Origin of the sequence: Brevibacillus centrosporus (assembly GCF_003710815.1) — a bacterium.
In the GTDB taxonomy this organism is placed as follows: Bacteria; Bacillota; Bacilli; order Brevibacillales; family Brevibacillaceae; genus Brevibacillus; species Brevibacillus centrosporus.
This window is the reverse complement of the sequence record NZ_RHHP01000049.1, coordinates 1-15,926: the sequence shown is the minus strand read 5'-3', so window position 1 is coordinate 15,926 and position 15,926 is coordinate 1. Positions and strand designations below refer to the sequence as shown.

At 47.4% G+C, this 15,926-nt stretch carries 22 protein-coding genes; 1 reads left to right on the top strand and 21 read right to left on the bottom strand.

All coding sequences use genetic code 11. The annotated features are described in order from the left end of the window. The coding region (locus tag EDM55_RS28385; protein WP_148040082.1) for a tyrosine-type recombinase/integrase at positions 1 to 621 on the top strand (621 nt) is incomplete at its 5' end. A 49-nt stretch (positions 622 to 670) separates the two neighbouring features. Here the strand turns inward: EDM55_RS28385 and EDM55_RS28380 are convergent. The 21 genes from EDM55_RS28380 to EDM55_RS28285 all read right to left on the bottom strand — a co-directional run. Continuing rightward, on the bottom strand, positions 671 to 2,191 hold the full coding sequence (locus EDM55_RS28380) for a GH25 family lysozyme (RefSeq protein WP_122961978.1): 1,521 nt from the start codon (positions 2,189 to 2,191) through the stop codon (positions 671 to 673). After that, positions 2,191 to 2,478 (bottom strand): phage holin family protein, encoded by a 288-nt coding sequence (locus tag EDM55_RS28375; RefSeq protein ID WP_122961977.1) that lies wholly within the window; start codon positions 2,476 to 2,478, stop codon positions 2,191 to 2,193. The genes EDM55_RS28380 and EDM55_RS28375 overlap by 1 nt, the downstream gene beginning before the upstream one ends. Next, entirely contained in the window at positions 2,475 to 2,792 is a 318-nt protein-coding gene (locus EDM55_RS28370; protein ID WP_122961976.1) for a hypothetical protein, read from the bottom strand. Before EDM55_RS28370 ends, EDM55_RS28375 begins: the two co-directional genes overlap by 4 nt. Positions 2,793 to 2,890: 98 nt before the next feature. Continuing rightward, positions 2,891 to 3,040: a CD1375 family protein gene (locus EDM55_RS30550; RefSeq protein ID WP_183191766.1), complete on the bottom strand. Its 150-nt coding sequence runs from the start codon at positions 3,038 to 3,040 to the stop codon at positions 2,891 to 2,893. Between the two features lie 2 nt (positions 3,041 to 3,042). Further along, positions 3,043 to 3,237 carry a hypothetical protein gene (locus tag EDM55_RS28365; protein WP_122961975.1) on the bottom strand — a complete coding sequence of 65 codons (195 nt, stop codon included), beginning with the start codon at positions 3,235 to 3,237 and terminating at the stop codon, positions 3,043 to 3,045. Then, complete coding sequence (locus EDM55_RS28360; RefSeq protein WP_122961974.1) at positions 3,237 to 4,820, bottom strand: Ig-like domain-containing protein; 1,584 nt, start codon at positions 4,818 to 4,820, stop codon at positions 3,237 to 3,239. Before EDM55_RS28360 ends, EDM55_RS28365 begins: the two co-directional genes overlap by 1 nt. Positions 4,821 to 4,880: 60 nt before the next feature. Then, on the bottom strand, positions 4,881 to 5,147 hold the full coding sequence (locus EDM55_RS28355) for a ubiquitination-like system serine protease family protein (protein WP_218033736.1): 267 nt from the start codon (positions 5,145 to 5,147) through the stop codon (positions 4,881 to 4,883). A gap of 19 nt (positions 5,148 to 5,166) precedes the next feature. Further along, complete coding sequence (locus EDM55_RS28350) at positions 5,167 to 6,105, bottom strand: phage tail-collar fiber domain-containing protein (RefSeq protein WP_183191764.1); 939 nt, start codon at positions 6,103 to 6,105, stop codon at positions 5,167 to 5,169. Beyond that, positions 6,092 to 6,676 carry a phage tail protein I gene (locus tag EDM55_RS28345; protein WP_122961971.1) on the bottom strand — a complete coding sequence of 195 codons (585 nt, stop codon included), beginning with the start codon at positions 6,674 to 6,676 and terminating at the stop codon, positions 6,092 to 6,094. Before EDM55_RS28345 ends, EDM55_RS28350 begins: the two co-directional genes overlap by 14 nt. Then, entirely contained in the window at positions 6,669 to 7,796 is a 1,128-nt protein-coding gene (locus tag EDM55_RS28340; protein ID WP_122961970.1) for a baseplate assembly protein, read from the bottom strand. Before EDM55_RS28340 ends, EDM55_RS28345 begins: the two co-directional genes overlap by 8 nt. 4 nt (positions 7,797 to 7,800) lie before the next feature. Then, positions 7,801 to 8,139, bottom strand: a complete 339-nt coding sequence (locus tag EDM55_RS28335; RefSeq protein WP_122961969.1) for a GPW/gp25 family protein — start codon at positions 8,137 to 8,139, stop codon at positions 7,801 to 7,803. Beyond that, entirely contained in the window at positions 8,136 to 8,534 is a 399-nt protein-coding gene (locus tag EDM55_RS28330) for a phage tail protein (protein ID WP_122961968.1), read from the bottom strand. Before EDM55_RS28330 ends, EDM55_RS28335 begins: the two co-directional genes overlap by 4 nt. Then, positions 8,531 to 8,947, bottom strand: a complete 417-nt coding sequence (locus EDM55_RS28325) for a phage baseplate assembly protein V (RefSeq protein WP_122961967.1) — start codon at positions 8,945 to 8,947, stop codon at positions 8,531 to 8,533. Before EDM55_RS28325 ends, EDM55_RS28330 begins: the two co-directional genes overlap by 4 nt. Before the next feature lie 2 nt (positions 8,948 to 8,949). Further along, positions 8,950 to 9,981 (bottom strand): phage late control D family protein, encoded by a 1,032-nt coding sequence (locus EDM55_RS28320; protein ID WP_122961966.1) that lies wholly within the window; start codon positions 9,979 to 9,981, stop codon positions 8,950 to 8,952. Between the two features lie 3 nt (positions 9,982 to 9,984). After that, positions 9,985 to 10,191, bottom strand: coding sequence for a tail protein X (locus EDM55_RS28315; RefSeq protein ID WP_122961965.1), 207 nt, complete (start codon positions 10,189 to 10,191; stop codon positions 9,985 to 9,987). Beyond that, positions 10,188 to 12,575: a phage tail tape measure protein gene (locus EDM55_RS28310; RefSeq protein ID WP_122961964.1), complete on the bottom strand. Its 2,388-nt coding sequence runs from the start codon at positions 12,573 to 12,575 to the stop codon at positions 10,188 to 10,190. The genes EDM55_RS28315 and EDM55_RS28310 overlap by 4 nt, the downstream gene beginning before the upstream one ends. Positions 12,576 to 12,781: 206 nt before the next feature. Beyond that, positions 12,782 to 13,147 (bottom strand): phage tail assembly protein, encoded by a 366-nt coding sequence (locus EDM55_RS28305; RefSeq protein ID WP_183191762.1) that lies wholly within the window; start codon positions 13,145 to 13,147, stop codon positions 12,782 to 12,784. A gap of 10 nt (positions 13,148 to 13,157) precedes the next feature. After that, a complete protein-coding gene (locus tag EDM55_RS28300) occupies positions 13,158 to 13,679 on the bottom strand; it encodes a phage major tail tube protein (protein ID WP_122961962.1) in 522 nt (173 codons plus the stop codon). 12 nt (positions 13,680 to 13,691) lie between these two features. Next, positions 13,692 to 15,143 (bottom strand): phage tail sheath family protein, encoded by a 1,452-nt coding sequence (locus EDM55_RS28295; RefSeq protein WP_122961961.1) that lies wholly within the window; start codon positions 15,141 to 15,143, stop codon positions 13,692 to 13,694. A 4-nt stretch (positions 15,144 to 15,147) separates the two neighbouring features. Next, positions 15,148 to 15,486 (bottom strand): hypothetical protein, encoded by a 339-nt coding sequence (locus tag EDM55_RS28290; RefSeq protein WP_122961960.1) that lies wholly within the window; start codon positions 15,484 to 15,486, stop codon positions 15,148 to 15,150. Next, positions 15,479 to 15,926 (bottom strand): hypothetical protein (locus EDM55_RS28285; protein ID WP_122961959.1); only part of this gene is annotated, 448 nt, incomplete at its 5' end. The genes EDM55_RS28290 and EDM55_RS28285, both read right to left, overlap by 8 nt.

Here is a 15,926-nt window from a genome sequence, read left to right as displayed (position 1 = left end):
GGAAAGTACGCTGTTCGAGACAACGCTCTCTTTGCGACATTTCTGTACACCGGGATCCGTGTTAGCGAACTGATCAACCTTAAAACCTATGATGTGAATTTTGAGGAGAATTACATTCATGTCCGGGATGGGAAAGGTGGAAAGGATCGGATCATTCCTATGATCCCACAGCTTGCTAATGCGCTACAACTTTATATGCAGACGGGAATCGTATACGACGAAGCAATCAAAAACGAAAGCAGATCGGCCATCAGCAGGTATAAATGCGGTCGTAAATATTTCGTAACTGGACCCGACGATCAGACGTTGTTCCTGACGCAATATGGACAGCAGTACAGCCGAAAAGGGATAGATTGGCTCTTCAAAGGATACACGAAGAAACTTGGCATTTATAAAGATGGACTGAGCCTGCACGCGCTCAGACGTAGCTGCTTGACGTTCCTGCACAAGCAGGGTGTAGATCTCTTCATTCTGAAGGAAATCAGCGGACACGCGCATGTGTCGACGTTGGAGCACTACTTGGCTATCGATACCTCGAAGGTGCTGGATGCGATGAAGCAACATCCGCTTTCTCGTCATCAGATTGACCAAGGACTCGTGAACATGGTGCGAGCAAAATAAAATAAAAAAATCCCTCCGGCCGATTGCTCAGCTGGAGGGATTTCGTTTTTTACAGGTATTGTTTGAGCCAATTAGCCACAACTGGGTGTGTAATGTTGACTGCTTCACAACCAGGTACGCGCTGCCATGCACTGCCGATTTTAGCATTGACTTGTGTCTCCTGGATGATCACGCCGATCAGCTCGCCGTATTGGTTGACGGCAGCTCCGCCGCTGTCTCCTGGGTTTCCGTCTATCGAGCAATCAAACTCCCATGGTGTAGGCGGGCTGGAAGTCGAAATGGACACGCGATCAACCACACCGCGCTTTACCTTCCCGATTGCATCCCCATGTACAACCGCCAGCAACTCCTGTCCAGCGGTTACACCTTTGCCTGAGATTGGCAGCGAAGGTAGCGAGTTCTGGAGCTTGGAGTCTGTCACCCGATACAAGGCCACGTCCACGTTTACCAACTTTCCGTCAGCGCCTTTATAACCAGGATGAACACCTACCAGGCTAGCTCTAAGGGTGCCATTTGCCTTCGTGCGGACCGTTATAGTATCAATTCCATTGCCCACATGCTTGGCCGTTAACACGTAACCACCTGGAAGCAGGGTGCCAGAGCCACGACCAGCTGTTCCGAAGGTAATTTGTACCGAAGCAAGCGCGGTACGACGCTCGACCTCTACCCACTCTAAAAGAGAAGGTGGTTGCGGAGTCGGTACCGGTTCTGGTTCCGGCTTTGGATCAGGAGTTGGTACTGGTGAAGGCTGCGGTACCTGTGGCACCGCCTCGCCTTTGCGAAGACGATTAAGCAGCACGAACAACATCCATTGTGGAACAGGCTCGTCCAAGCTGGCTGTATGATCCGATGTCAGCAGCCCTGCCGCCAGCAACTCATCATGATCGGTACGCTTCCATTCCGGTATTTCTGTCGGCTTATCGGCAGGCTTGTCCACAGGTTTTTCCACTTTCTGTGGATTCGTCATCTCTATCCAGAAGCTCTGATCCATCTCGTTCATGTCGACATTACCCGCGATGCCAGCGACTTTACCGCTGCTGGTGTATTGGAACACCGCCCATCTGCTCCATGTCGGGTTGTCCATCGGGTCGTTCGTTCCGTAGTGCGCGACCCACAAGTTGTATTTGCCCAGCTCTTTATTGGTGAGCTTGCTCTTGGCGAAATAGGCCCCTGTGTAAAGCATTGGCACCTTGCCTGTCTTTTGTTGCAAATAGGCCATGAAGCTCACCGAGAAGGCGTTGGCCGTCGCTGGCGTCCAGTCGTTGTCTCCCTCGATGTCCAAGATTAACGCGAGGTCGATCGGCAGCCCCTGGATCGTCTTGAGGAAGTGGTCGACCTGAGCTGTTGGGCTTTGATCCGGCTCCGCAAAGTGGTAATAGCTGACTTTAATTCCGTTTGCCGCAGCCGCCTTTGCATTCGTCACTAGCGTCGGGCTGACGAAGCTTGTTCCCTGGGTCGCTTTGATAAAGGCGAATTTCACGCCGTCCGCTGCTACCTTCTTCCAATCGATCGCTCCTTGGTGGTGGGATACATCGATCCCCTTGATGTTTGCTGGGCTACGTGCCTGCATTACTGATCACTCTCCCGTTTGTCTGTCGTCTGCTTCCATAGCTGATGCGTCAAGTTAGCGATGCCCGCAGCCAAAATACCCTGCACCACATTCACTACGCTGAATGCCCCTAGAAGGCCGCATGCCATGACGCTACCGACGAGGATCAGCGCCCACGGAATCATCCAGTCCGCCACTTTGGGCGTTCTCTTCAAGAAGTATCCGATGAACAGAAGCACGACTACGACGATAAGGGCTTTATCCGCCATGTATTGTTTCGCAAGTACTAACAAATCTGTTTCACTCAATGTGTTCCTCCGCCTTTCAGGAAGTTCAAGATAATAGCAACCAAGGCGAGCGCTGTGCCAACCAGCCATTTCTTGTCGTCCTTGCCACCCTTCTTGTCTTCCTCAATTTTCTTCTCCAATGCTTCGATCTGCTTAGACATATCATCCAAGCGTTTGTGTGCCGCCTTTGTACTCTGCAGGGCTTCGATGGCCATTTTCTCTGTCTGTTCTAGTTTCCCTGACATACTGGACAGCTGCTTGATCTCCGTCTCGATCTTGCCGATTGCCACCAGAATCTCGGTAATCCCCTTTTGCAAATCTTTGATTTCATCCACGGCTGGCCGCCCTCCTCACCCCCTCGGGGCAAACATGAAAAGGGAGCCGCAACAGCAGCCCCCATGAAAAAAACCGCCATCTCACTTTGGAAAGAGCGTTACGCATTTTGTGCAGCCAGGTATTCAGCAACCGGCAAACGATATTCCTCAGGTACCACTTTCTCACCTGCAGCACCAGTCGGTTCGATTACCCACCCACCAGACTTCACCAGCAGAGCGTAAACAGGTACCATGTACTGTTTAATCATTGTCATTCACCCCCCTTCAAAGCAGCTATTTCGGCCTTCAAACTGGAGATTTCAGCTTTCAAGTCCTCTGTCTCCAATTGCATCATAACGATCGCCTCAAGTGCAGCTAGCATTTCAGGTGCTAATTGTTCTTGGCTCCAAGGTGTTTCAACCCAGTCTCCAAGTGTTCCATCGGGATTTCTCTTTCTGTACTTCATTACTCAATCGCCCCTACCAGGCTCGTAGCTGCTTGTGATGAAGCTACGTTTGCCCGCGAGAATGTCTGCTTGAAAATGATATCTGGCTTTGCCCCTGCGAATGTGGAATAGACAATCTCATCTTCAGTTATTTCCGTGGTGAGATCCACGCTAGTTACCATGCACGCCGCGTAACTCTCCTGCTGCCCTGCATCCACAAATGATGCATAGGATTCAACTGCAAGATCACCTTTCTCACGTTTCAACCAGGCAAGAAGACCCTCAGCCGTCCCAAGCGGAGGAATCACTTTATAGCGCGCAGTCCCCTTTTTCAGAGGTACCTTTTGTTCTGCTTTGGTCAGACTGAATTTCTTTTCTCGTACTTTCCCAAATTGGTCAGTAGCAGTAATGGTTACGGTATTTGTTCCAGACTGAAGGGAACTAACGGGGAAAGAGAACGTCCAGGCTCCACTAGCTACTCCGTTTAGCAATGTTTGGGCAGTTCCGCTATTCAACTGACCTGTGACTGTCATCGTGTTCCCATTCGGGTCCACTGCAGCACCAGATAAGGTAATGGTATCCGGCTCAATCAGCCCAGTCTGAGTTGGGGTGTATGGGTCAACCGTGATGGTTGGAGGATCATTGATCTGGATCGAAAAAGATCTCGTTACCTCGTTCGATTTCCCCTGCTGATCATCTTCGGCCCACACTTTCAAGGTGTTTGTTGTTCCCTCTGTCAGTGGACCTGAGATGTCTACTCCTTCGAAATAGATACGGTCGCCGGTGAACACAAGATCTTTTGCAAAAGAAATAGGGCTGCTCCCATTCGATACTTGCGAATAGAGCGCCCTTCTTGGTTGGCTGTTAATTTGGCCGTAAATCGTGACGACATTCCCGTTGTCTGCTTCCGTTGCTGAGCCCTGGACCGTCAGCTTGTTGCCTTCCGCCAATGTGAGATTATCGGCAGGGGACGAGAGTGTGAGCGTTGGCGGATTGTTGAATGCTCCAGCAATGTATTCAGTCTGTGACGTAACACTCGTACTCCCGCCGTGTTCAAAAACATCTATAGATGTCGCACTGCTCAGTGTAGGGAAATAGCTTGATGTTATTATTCCAGCCGTCCCGTCACCCTTTTTAGAGGCAACCGTCTTGTCATCGTAGAGAACAACGTAATAAGAATAGTTATCGTCTGCGGAATAATGAAAGGTTGTAATAGAAATGGCACGACTAAGACTCGGAAACTTTGCTGCTGTTACAGTACCAGCCGTCCCGTCACCCTTCTTTGAAGTAATCGTGCCGTCACTGTTCAGTGCAATATATTGAATTGCAGCGTTTGTAAGGTTGGTAGCTGCCCCATGAACAGCAATTGCTACAGCATTAGTTAAATCAGGGAAACGCGCGGTTGCATCACCCTCAGTACCGTCCCCTCTCTTGTATTTAACCGTTTTATCTCTATTCAATACAAAATAATAATTGTATTGGTACGTAGGGGATGCACTGTTTGCCATGGTAGCAATATCTATTCCATTACTTAGATCAGGGAAATACGATGATAGTATGGTTCCAGATGTACCATCGCCTTTTTTTGACGCAATGCTAGCCATTATCTCACTCCTTCCCTATCGTAAATGGCCGTTATTTTGACCGTTCCCTGTTTCTCCCATTTAGACCTCCACATCAGGCAAATCGATCGTCTGCCCCGCCAGTGAATGCGTGCAATCGTTTAGATATTCTATACGGCCATCCCTTACGAAGCTATGGCAGATGTCTGGAGGTTCAGGGTGGTGCCCGAGCGTAACCAGCAAGGAGGGTGAAAACGTCGGTCTTTCAAAATCTCCGTTGAAAGTCCATCGAGAATCAAACCCATGGTGCTGATTGCAGCCGGGGCAGAAGAATACTTTCATGCCATCACTGTACTCCATCAATTTCATATACATCGCCTCCTGCTTCTTATAGCTCTGAAATCGTCACTGTTGACGTTCCCCAGCTGCCGATCCGCATCTTCTTTGCAGTCGTATCTCGTTCGAGTGTAGACCTCGCGATGTAGGCACCTTTCTTGTAACTGTTTAGCATAATACCGAAACTCAGCGTATTCACGCCAACTGCCCAAATAAAACGCTCCTCAAATTGCTGATCATCACAAATGGTAACCTCTTGCCCGACCGCAAATCCTTGTGTCGATGCAACTGGTACTACAACAGTCGTTTCACTTGCTGAAATAGCAGCTGTGGCATAGGTTTTCGACTGATCCAGTTTTAAGACTGGGTCATCTTCTCCATCATACGTATCAACAAATCGAGCCTGGGCTCCTGATACACCTCTGCTATCAAGATCCAAATAGGCTTCGATACGGGTAATGCGACGGTTAACAAGATCCATTTCTTCGGAAGTCACATGAATAGAAGCGTCGTTCACATGGGCGCTAAATGTATCGACTGTGACAAGAGCTTTCTCATCGATCACCGCGGTTACGTCCTCAGCCGTTCCGATTACCGTTATGAAATGGAAGATCTCCTCAACGATATCAATCCCGTTTGAAGGCGGGATATAGTCTGCTAGTGCTCCTGCATTGGCAACTGCATACAAGATCTCACCCTCATCCGGATCGTTAGCAAATAGTCCAATTTCCCTCACGTAAATACCTGCCGCTAAGTCTTTGTTACTCAGCGTGGACGTTACCTGAGATTGTCCATCCTCTGTGATTTTGAGCTCCAAAATATCCAATGATAAGACTTCATGGACCAGTTCTGTCAGTTCACTTTGATCCTCGATGGGGTAGCCATCTCCGATCCCAATACGTGTAAATTGAATCCGAGTGGCTCCCGTCTGTGCTTTTGTCAGAAGAGCTAATCCGAGTTCGGTTAATACTGAGCCATTAAATTGCGCCAAGCATGCCGCCTCCAATCGGTTTTATCGTGTGAATTTTAAGAGTCGTCACGGTTCCTCCAATGTACAAATTCATCTTGTTATCCCTGCGAATCGTAATTGTCTCCAGACGACTTCTGGTGTTTTTCGCCGATTTAATCGCACGGATGATTTCTGTGTATCGTTTTGCATCTGTCATCCTGTCGGTAGTCGTTACTTTGAAGTAAAAAGGATCTCCACCATACTCAAACCATTCCGAAACGAATCCGTCATCAAATGCCGTAGAAACAACCTCATCGACTGCCCATGGAGTTCCTTTGTATTTATGCATTAAATCGGCTTGTCTAACTAATTCACGTTTCTTTTCGATGGGTAGTGACTGATCATAAAAATCAACGTGCTTCTGCCAAGCCAGCAGATCGATAATTGCCTCTGGCTGGTTATCCAAGTTCGAATACAGAAGTAATTGGGAGATCGCAGTAGAAACCTCGCGATGTTCTTTGTCAAAGGCAGCTGCACTCGCTTGGATATTCGAATCTCTTCTTAAGCTCGCAGGTAAGATGTCGAGAAGCGATATCGTTTGGATATCAATCATCTTCCAGACCTCCAAATGTGATGTTTTCTGTATTTAATTTAGCCACTTTGTACGACTCGACAGCCTGATAAACGGGTGATGAAACCATTGCCCGTTTGGCACCTGCATTCTTGACCCTCGTGATTAGTTCTGAAGGATCAATGTCTCTTCCCTGTTTAGAACACTGCCAAAGCTTGTAGTCCTTGATAGCCTGTTCAACATTAGATTGAATGGTTGCGACCGTATTACTGTTGGATGTACCGATCCAATAAGTCACATTCAAGTCGTAAGGTACCTGCTCAGGAACAAGAGCTTGTACATGATCAGTCAGAGGACGCGCTTTGCGATCGTTGCATGTCTCCAGAACCAAATCAAGGATCTCCTGTCCAGGCAACTCTCCATTTTGTAATAACGGACGAATTTCCACTACACCTGGAGTAGCTTCGCGAACTGAAACATCTACGATTAAAGGACTAGCTGACATCGCAAAGTATTCATATGCCCCCTCTGGTCCAGCAGTGCTGAATGATTCTGGAGCAATATGGATGCGCTCTCTATACGCCTCGTCGCTTTCTCTGTCAGTGCCACCAGAGCTTGTCGTCACATTACTTACGCTCTGGATATATGGAATCGGATCAATCAACACATTGATCTGCCCTGGTAAGTATCCGTTCCCGCTTTCACCTGGGGTTGTACAGATTATCTCCACCATACCGGACAAAGAGCCTGGTGAGATTTCTAACGTATCGATTGTTTCAAAAAATACGGTACCGCCAGCTTGAGGACCAACCCGTGTTCCTGCTGGAATAACGACTGTAGTGGTCAGAACTGTTGAAAGAACAAACTGCTGAGTGGAACGAGATGCTGCACTCTCAAGTCGAGACACATTTGAACTAGCTCCGAGGTGATCCAAATTGTCCCCGTTTGCGTAGCGCAAGAGATTTTGCTTCCCTGTCTCGTTAATTAGGACCCGCTGCTGTATGATGAGCTGGGCTATAGCAGTGAGGAACAATCTGATCGGGTCTCCTGGGTAAAGGGTTCGGTCTGCCAATCCTTCATAAAACGAGATAATGTCATTTGTAATTTTTTCGGCGTCAACAGAGATAAAATCAATGTCTGGCAAACCTGATAAAGCCGCCATTATGTCACTCCTCCCCTACCAAAATAAATCGAATGGTCGGAATCAGCCGGCCATACATGCTAGCCTCCATGCTTTGCTCGTTAAATGTTATCCGTGTGACCTGGGCTCGAGGTTCTTGTTCGCTGATAGCTGCCATGAGAACCCCTGTTATTCGCGCTTGAGCAATATTGATGGGCTCATCGACCATTTCCCACTCCACTCCAATTCCGCGCGATCCCGGTGCGGTACCCAAAACAGTGGATGCGATCGTCCAGATGTTTTGCTGCACTTCCTCAAACAACGTTGCCGGCGCGAAATTAACAGCTCTACGTACTGGCGATATCTCTACTGCATATTCGCTCATTTGACGTACTCCTTCAGGGTAATATTTGCCGTAGCTTTCCAGACATAGCCCTGATTGTCGATCACATCCCATTTCTGCTCGAGCGCTGTGATAGACCACATGTAAACACCGATTCCAACCCCTCCAATTGCAAGCGGCAACGCTTTTCCTGACCTTTCGAGCTCCACGAGTTGGTTCAGCTCTTTTCGTGGGTTGAGACCATATAACGCATCAAAAGCCATAGAAAACGATATGGTATCCAGTCCAGGACCAATCCATTGTGACTTTGGCTTCTTTCCCAGAATTTCGTGATCAGCATACCGGCTTGCACTGCTCCGGGTAAATTCTTGAAACGTTCGTAGTGTTTCTTGTGTAGCTACAAATACGACGGGGCCAAGGTTCCCAAGACTACTCATGACGACTCACCCGTAAATATCTGACCTGTAACATGCAAATTACCGTCAATATACACGTCACTCACCGCTTTAACGTGCAGCTTCTTTTTCTCGCGGTCATAATACACGTGGCTACCGTCCTCGAACCATACCCCGCACAGGTTCTTATCCTGCACTGGTGGCAGGTCAACATCCGAGTAGATCGCCCCAAGACAGTAGCCATCCTGTACCCCGTTCCCCTGGAACAGACAAATGACATTCTCCCCCACGTCTGGCAAGCTGAAATGTTTTGTTTTCAAGGTATGGGCGACGATTACGGGAAGCTCATAGGATACCGAGTCATCCCGATCAGGGAATACCACTCGAACCGTACAATTCGCTTTGTTTACAGAGGATACAAGACCCACTCGAAGCATGTTTTTACTTCCACTCATGATTACCACCCCAATACTTGCCGCATTGTGATATCCGTTGTATAGCCTCCACTGCCTAGTCTGTGACTAGCGCTAACAATGAGGTACTTCCCATCGAACGTCCCAAATCCAGCTACTGTGATTGTCAAACCTGTAGCCAGTCTAATATCACCCATAACGGTCATGGATGCCTGGGACTGCTCTTTATTCTTATCCCGTAGACTCTTCCGGGCTTTCCGCAATGCAGCAGACTCGCTATCGGCTTGTTCGTTAATCTTTAATATGGGACCAACTTTCGGCGCTCCAGGAGGCACGTATTTGACTTTGATCGTATTTTTCTTTTTAGCTTGGGTGTAACTTACTTCGCAGGCCACGTAAGCTGCGTAAGATGCGCTCCAGTCAAATTTATAGGAGATGATGTTATCCTTCCCCCGTGTAAATGTAGCAATTGGATCGCCTTTCTCAAACTCGAATTCGTCAAACAACACCAGTTGGCCAGAAGCGATTTTCAGTGCAATACCTTCTTCTTTGGATTGGGCATACAAAAATGAGAGGTCTTCCTGCTCAGTTTGATCCAACCTCTCATAGGAAGGGTTAACAGGGGCCAGATAGTTGAGTTTCAAACCGGCTCTTTTGGCTATTTCGGAAGCAATGGTTTTTAACGATACCTTTTCCCATGCTTTGCTCCTCTTCTCTTGCTTTGCGTTCCCTGCAATCGGAAGGCTTGTTGCCTTGATATTTACCGTATCAGGAGGTCCGCTCGACGTAACTGAATCCACTTCAAAAGTTCCAAGTGGTAGCCGCTTTACTTCCCCCGGTTTGTCCCAACTGATGGTTCGAATTTCTGCTGAGACTTTGTCGCCCTTTAAAGGCATCCACTCCGGACTCTGCCACATATTTCCTCGATCTTCCAACGAGATTTGGATATCGTCTGATTCACCAGAGGCAGCATCAGTATAGGTAAAATCCATCAGACTCCTCGCCAAATCGATAGATATATCAACGCCGTTGTAAAACATGACTAGTTCTGCCCTACGCGCATCTATCGTTTCCATACTCTAACTCTCCCTCTTCCAAGGTGGGAGTGTGAAAGACGTAGCCACTTCAATGCTTGGAATCGTAAGTCTTATATCTGCTGAGAAAATTACCGTGGAGATGTGATCTGGATTTGCTTTAATCAGGGCAGGCATATGTTTATCGGTACCGAAAAGTTTGAAGGAGATACCATCCCAGGTATCTCCTTGATTTGTGATGTAAGTATTCAATTTGCAAATGACCTCCTTTGCTTATCTCGTTTCAATTCCATTAGCAATTGCTCCAGCTTTCGAAGGTTCATCTCCGCAGCCTGTTGCAGCTGTTGAATCGTGTCAGGCGAAGCATTTCCTTGGATTACATTTGTTGGGGAGTACGTCACGTAGATGTCTCCACTTTCACCGCCACCCATTGAAGATGATGTTACTCCTCCGTAGCTAAGCAAACTCTCCAGTTTGGAAAGAGGTAAGATCGCCTCGCTCTCTGCACCCTCCCCGATCATTGCCAAAGTTGGACCCGTCGCAATGGCGCCTTCAGCTAACATTGGGATTTCCGGGAAACTAAAGCTTAATTTCTGCCCACCCATTCCAGGCACCCAATCCGGTACGTCGACGCTCAGCGCCCCGATCGATTGGAACGCTTGATTGATCAGGGAGATGACAGCGTTAATCGGTGCCTTTAGTAAGGCAGCTAACCCATCGAACACACCTCTAAAAACGTCTTTTACACCCGTCCAAGCTAGCCCCCAATCACCGGTAAAAGTACCTGTGATGAAGTCCAGAACGCCTCCAAGACTAGTCATGAGTCCGTTGAATATGCCTGTTACACTGTTAATAGCGCTCAAGACGATGGCTTTGATAAAAGGAAAAGCGAAATTGAATGCTCCCACTAAACCATCAATAACAGGCTTTACGACAGTAAATAAAGCCGATATTGTTGATCCTACCTTTGTTGCAACTGTCACGATACTAGGTAACATTCTTGAAAAGGCAGACGAAACGGCAGGTGCTACGTCATTTGCTAAGAATCCAAAAACCTTAGAAAAAATAGGCCACAGTTTTGAATTAATATAGGTCCCCACAGGAATCAAAGCTTTTGTTATTGTCGTGGAAACTTGCCAAACAGTAAGTCCCATCTTCTGAAAGATCGGGAGAACCTGCATAACCATCTTCTGGACTGACCCAAATACATTTTTTACGTCAGGCATAAGAGTAGACCAAGCGTTAATTAAATCATCTTTGATTTCGATTAGGTTATTGAACACACCGCGGACACTTGAAACTACTGCTGTCGCATCAGCATCACTGAGACCAAACATTTTTGCGAAATTCAAAACTTCCATTGTTGCACTAAAACCAAACCCATTAGCGAAAATATCCTGAACAACGGAAAACCCTTTGGAGACAGTTGATCCGACATTACTGAAAAATGAGGTGATTTTCGGCATAGAATCAGCAAACCAGTCACTGAACCCTTGAAGGGCTGGAAGTGCTAAATCACCCATGGGCATAACAATTCCGGTCATGATCTGACGTCCAATACCTTGAATGGCTTTACTCGCCGTACTGTACTTGACCTTGGCCACTTCATCCATCGTATTTTTCGTCATATCAAACTGACTTCGTGCGATTCCCATTGCAGCAACTACGTCTTTTTCTAGGTCCTCAAATTGTGTGCCGAACAGCTGTACACCAAGAACGTTCTTTTTTACAGGGTCCTGAACTTTGGATATTGCGTCCACCACTTGGGTAAATGCCTTCTGCGCTGCCGGTCCACCTTTAGCTAGGGTTTGCGCCATCTGATTAGCATTAAAACCAAGTGCCGCAAAGGCATCATTTGTTCCAGGTGAATCATCTTTTACACGTATACCGAACTCTTTGACTGCATCCCCGACTTTATCCAAATTAAAAGCACCGGATTCGAGTCCGGCGCTAAAAGTATCAAACATTTGGTTCGCAGTAAAACCGAGTGTACTGAAATAAGGAGCATATTCGTTCGCCGAATCGATCAATTCATCAGACTTATTCAGGCCCTTTTGTGCACCTTGGGCAAGCAAGTTATAAGCCTGATCGCTGGTAATCCCAAAGTTTTTCATCATGGTATCACTGGCCTTGATTGACTGCTGAATGTCCTCCCCGAATACATCCCGGTAAACCATCGCATTCTTGGTGGTTTCCTCGAGCTCTGTCCCTGTCTGTTGAGTTACCTGCTTGACTAGACTCAGAGAGTTGGCCACATCGTTCCAGTCTTCCCCAAGATTCTGGTTGTAGAGATTCTTTGCTGATTCAGAGATAGCCTGCATGTCTTGGATAGTTGCCCCGGTAGATGCCTGCAGCTGTGCCATGGAATCTTGAAATCCAGTAATTGATCCTGCCATATTTCCGATTGCATCAGTAATACCAGAAATCAGTGCAAATGCACCAGTATATTGAGCAACCCTGGACACAATACTCCCAAAGCCGCCAACTGTCTTGGTCAGATGACTAAAAGCACCCTCTGCTTGCTTGGCATCGCCTGCCAAGTCACCCAATCCACCACTCGCCTTTTTAATAGCCGTCGAAAAGGTTTGATCAAGTTCTCCCCCGAACGAAAAGGTGGTTTTGTATTCCCTCGCCAATTACCTTCTCCCCTTTCGTCGAGGTGGCCTTGGTGCTGCAGCATTACCTCTGAGCTTCTTCCGTTTTTGCTCAACTTCTTCATTTGCTTCAACCCATGCTCTCAAATCTGATAATGTCTCGTTCAGCCACTCCTGTGGACTTGAATGGGGCATAGAAGAAGAAAGGGCCACCGCAATAACACGGAGGCCCTTCCCGATATTCCCTTCTATCCCCGTCGCAATAAAAAATTTTCTGCCATCTGGGTGACGATTGTGAAATCATCACCTTTCAGCTGATCGAACATTTCTGTTGGTACACCAGCAGCTTTTGCTGCTACTGCGATCTGGTAGGATAAGGTCAGCGCACGACCAGGATGAATCTCTTGTGGATCAATCCGGCGTGCCTGTTTTGCGCAAAGAATCAGGTCTTTTCCTGTCAATTCATCAAAGCGCAAATCCAACTTTGTAATCCTTTCCCCTTCAAAATCGATTGGCTTAGATAGCCGATATGCGTCATCTGCATCTGTTTCTACTACACTGGGGTTTTCCTCATTCGTATTTACTTCCTCGTTGATTTTGTCTTCTTTATGCATATTGGTCCTCCTACAAACCGAGATTTTTACGAACTTTAGCGAGATAGTCCACACCATCAATGACGCACACATAATTGAATTTATCAATCTCAACAACGGTTTCGCCGTCATGCATCACCTTGAGGTAGATCACTTCCAACTCGTTCGAGTTATCCATTGTTGAGCCTTTTGCCAAACTTCCAAGAGGTGTGTTCTTTGGGATACCGCGGATCGTAACTTTCACCGGGACCTGATCGTATGTCCCGGTTCTTTTATCGACCTGCTGAATGGAACCACGGAAGTCAAGATGATGTACTTCTTGTCTCGCCAGCTTGAAGTTGGCTCTCTCAAGTACACGCCAGTTAATGGTTACTGTCATGGAACCAAAATGACCCAGGATGGGGCTATCGATCTCGCCTGCAATGCCAGCCCCGCTAATCGTTTCTGTCATGGATTCAAGGTCTGGTAAATCAACATCAGCCACACCAAGGTAATCTGTCCCATTCAGATAGCCGTTGAAGTCATTTAGAATAGCAGAAATTTGTTCTGACATGTGTTACCCTCCCTACGCTGCTAGGGCAGCCAGATAAGATGTGTCGTATTCCAAAACAAAGCTAATACTTTGCGCTGGAGAAGGTGGTGTTAAGAACACACGGAATTTAATGCGTCCAGCCATCAATTCGGTATCAGGGTTGTCCTCTCTGCGAAACTCGACTCGTCCACCCAATAGATATCCGGACGAGGTCAAACCGTTCAACCAGATGTTCGCACCGTCCGTTACGGTTTCAATCAAACGCCTGTTGGTTGGATCATCGACCTTATTCCAGTAGGTCAAAATCAAAGAATTGATGACAAAATCGAACATACGGCGAACGGGGATCAGGCTATCTTTAGGGTCTGTGACGGCTGGGAAAGCCCCCGTGTAATTCCCCCAAGTTTTCCATCCGCCAATAAAATTTAGGGCAGTCATAATGCCTTGGGTATTGAGGTAGTTCGCTTCTTCCAGCCCAAGGAATACCTCTGTTCCATCTTGAAGCACTGCAGCATTCGCTTTCAGAGCCTTGTTGGAAGGAGAGGCGAATGGAATGCCGTTGTTAGCCGCATCGGTTGCCCCGATAGCTCCCGCCAGCTGCGTGGAGAACCGATACTTTTTCCCGCTCATAGACACCATTGGCCAGCAAGGAACCTGTCGAGTATTCGTGTAGTTATTGCTGTTTTTCCAAGCTGGGGCATCCGCGTACTGCATGATTTCATCAGTTGGCAGATCAGTTAGTGCAATCGCATTGAATACACCGTTGATCATACTTGCTTTGGCTGTCATCACTGCTGCTACAAGTGGATCTTCCGAATAGCCAGGAGCCAAAATCAAACCAGGTACAAGGCCAAAACGTGGGAATACTTGCTTGATTAATTCAAGACCAGTGAGCTTCCCGTTAACGTCCACACCGCCAATGATATCTGAACTATCTACGGCTGCTGGATCAAGCATATCGTAACCGACCTGCAAGGTAGTCTCACTACCGATACTGCCACCAGATTTAACGGATACAACCAAATATCCTTCATCATCAAATGACAGCGTGTAGTCAGTGTCCAACACATATGTCGTATCGGGTGTTGTAGTCGATTTAACAACTACGCTGCCTTTTAAAATTCCTTCCACCTTAATGGTGGCCATGCCTTGTACAAGAGGTGCGCCTGCTGGGGCAACCGTTTTTTTATGAGTGGCTGGGTCCAGCACGTTGACAAACACCACAGGGGACAGATTGAATAGCCGATAATGGGAGTCCATAAATTCACTAAGCGTATACTTTGCGAAATCGTCTGAGTATCCAAATGACTTATCTGCCGCTGGAAATGAGTAGCAGAGCACAGGCACATTCACTGGAAACGTTGCACCCGTTGACAGATTGACTGGAGCCGTTCCAAATACTACAGGCAAGCTCGCGGTAGATTCCACCGGAGTGAGTAGAGAGGTCGCTTCTTCACTGCCAGATACACCATGATTAATTTCCATTTGCTTACTCCTTTCTGCTTAAAGCCTGATATGCTTGCTGCAATGCCGTTCCTTTGCGCTGTAATTGGGCTTGCGCCTCCAACAACTGCGCAACTGGAATGATCAGCGTATCTACCTGTGGGTACCTCTTCCGGATTTCCTCCAGATATTTGGGGACACCGTTACGAAAGATCGTGTGTTGGGCCAAGAATCCTCCTGGAATATTTGGACCGATGTAAATCAGTTGCTCTTTTTTGGGCTGTTCTTCAGGCCCGGAGACCGTTTCTTGCGTAGATTCAACTTCCGAAGCAATCGTCTCTGTTGTTTCTGAATTCGATTTTTCAACTGCTGTTTTCCTATTCAAGGAAATTCACCTCCTGTTGAACTGGCGGCAATGACCATGTTGTTTGCATGCCGCCGAAATAATACGGATGATTCTTTTCATCCTCATCAATAGCCCAATCAAAGGGATATTCGATCTTGTAGCGCCGGTCTATGATCCGCTTAGCAAACAGGTGTATCTTGAGGTGGGTGATGGCATTTAGCACATCTTTGTACCCCTGATAGTCCAGCGAATCATCCCACAGACCAAAGAAGATCAAGACATTACATGCCTCTGCATCCGTCACGGAGGGAATATTGCCCTCTTGCACGCGGACAATCGCATATGGAAAGTGGTCTGCTTCTTGTCCGGCACGTTTGCCAGGCAAAAACTGCGGATAGACATTCAGCTCCACTTCCTCGCCCTTCGAATTTTTAAATCCAGCACCAGCAAAGAGAGCTCTGATCTCTTTGACCAAGGCT

Coding starts and splice junctions, on each gene's coding strand:
- EDM55_RS28380 (WP_122961978.1), bottom strand. CDS start 2,191: ATGCAGGCACGTAGCCCAGCAAACATCAAGGGGATCGATGTATCCCAC.
- EDM55_RS30550 (WP_183191766.1), bottom strand. CDS start 3,040: ATGATTAAACAGTACATGGTACCTGTTTACGCTCTGCTGGTGAAGTCT.
- EDM55_RS28365 (WP_122961975.1), bottom strand. CDS start 3,237: ATGAAGTACAGAAAGAGAAATCCCGATGGAACACTTGGAGACTGGGTT.
- EDM55_RS28360 (WP_122961974.1), bottom strand. CDS start 4,820: ATGGCTAGCATTGCGTCAAAAAAAGGCGATGGTACATCTGGAACCATA.
- EDM55_RS28355 (WP_218033736.1), bottom strand. CDS start 5,147: ATGAAATTGATGGAGTACAGTGATGGCATGAAAGTATTCTTCTGCCCC.
- EDM55_RS28345 (WP_122961971.1), bottom strand. CDS start 6,676: ATGATTGATATCCAAACGATATCGCTTCTCGACATCTTACCTGCGAGC.
- EDM55_RS28340 (WP_122961970.1), bottom strand. CDS start 7,796: ATGGCGGCTTTATCAGGTTTGCCAGACATTGATTTTATCTCTGTTGAC.
- EDM55_RS28335 (WP_122961969.1), bottom strand. CDS start 8,139: ATGAGCGAATATGCAGTAGAGATATCGCCAGTACGTAGAGCTGTTAAT.
- EDM55_RS28330 (WP_122961968.1), bottom strand. CDS start 8,534: ATGAGTAGTCTTGGGAACCTTGGCCCCGTCGTATTTGTAGCTACACAA.
- EDM55_RS28325 (WP_122961967.1), bottom strand. CDS start 8,947: ATGAGTGGAAGTAAAAACATGCTTCGAGTGGGTCTTGTATCCTCTGTA.
- EDM55_RS28320 (WP_122961966.1), bottom strand. CDS start 9,981: ATGGAAACGATAGATGCGCGTAGGGCAGAACTAGTCATGTTTTACAAC.
- EDM55_RS28305 (WP_183191762.1), bottom strand. CDS start 13,147: ATGCATAAAGAAGACAAAATCAACGAGGAAGTAAATACGAATGAGGAA.
- EDM55_RS28300 (WP_122961962.1), bottom strand. CDS start 13,679: ATGTCAGAACAAATTTCTGCTATTCTAAATGACTTCAACGGCTATCTG.
- EDM55_RS28295 (WP_122961961.1), bottom strand. CDS start 15,143: ATGGAAATTAATCATGGTGTATCTGGCAGTGAAGAAGCGACCTCTCTA.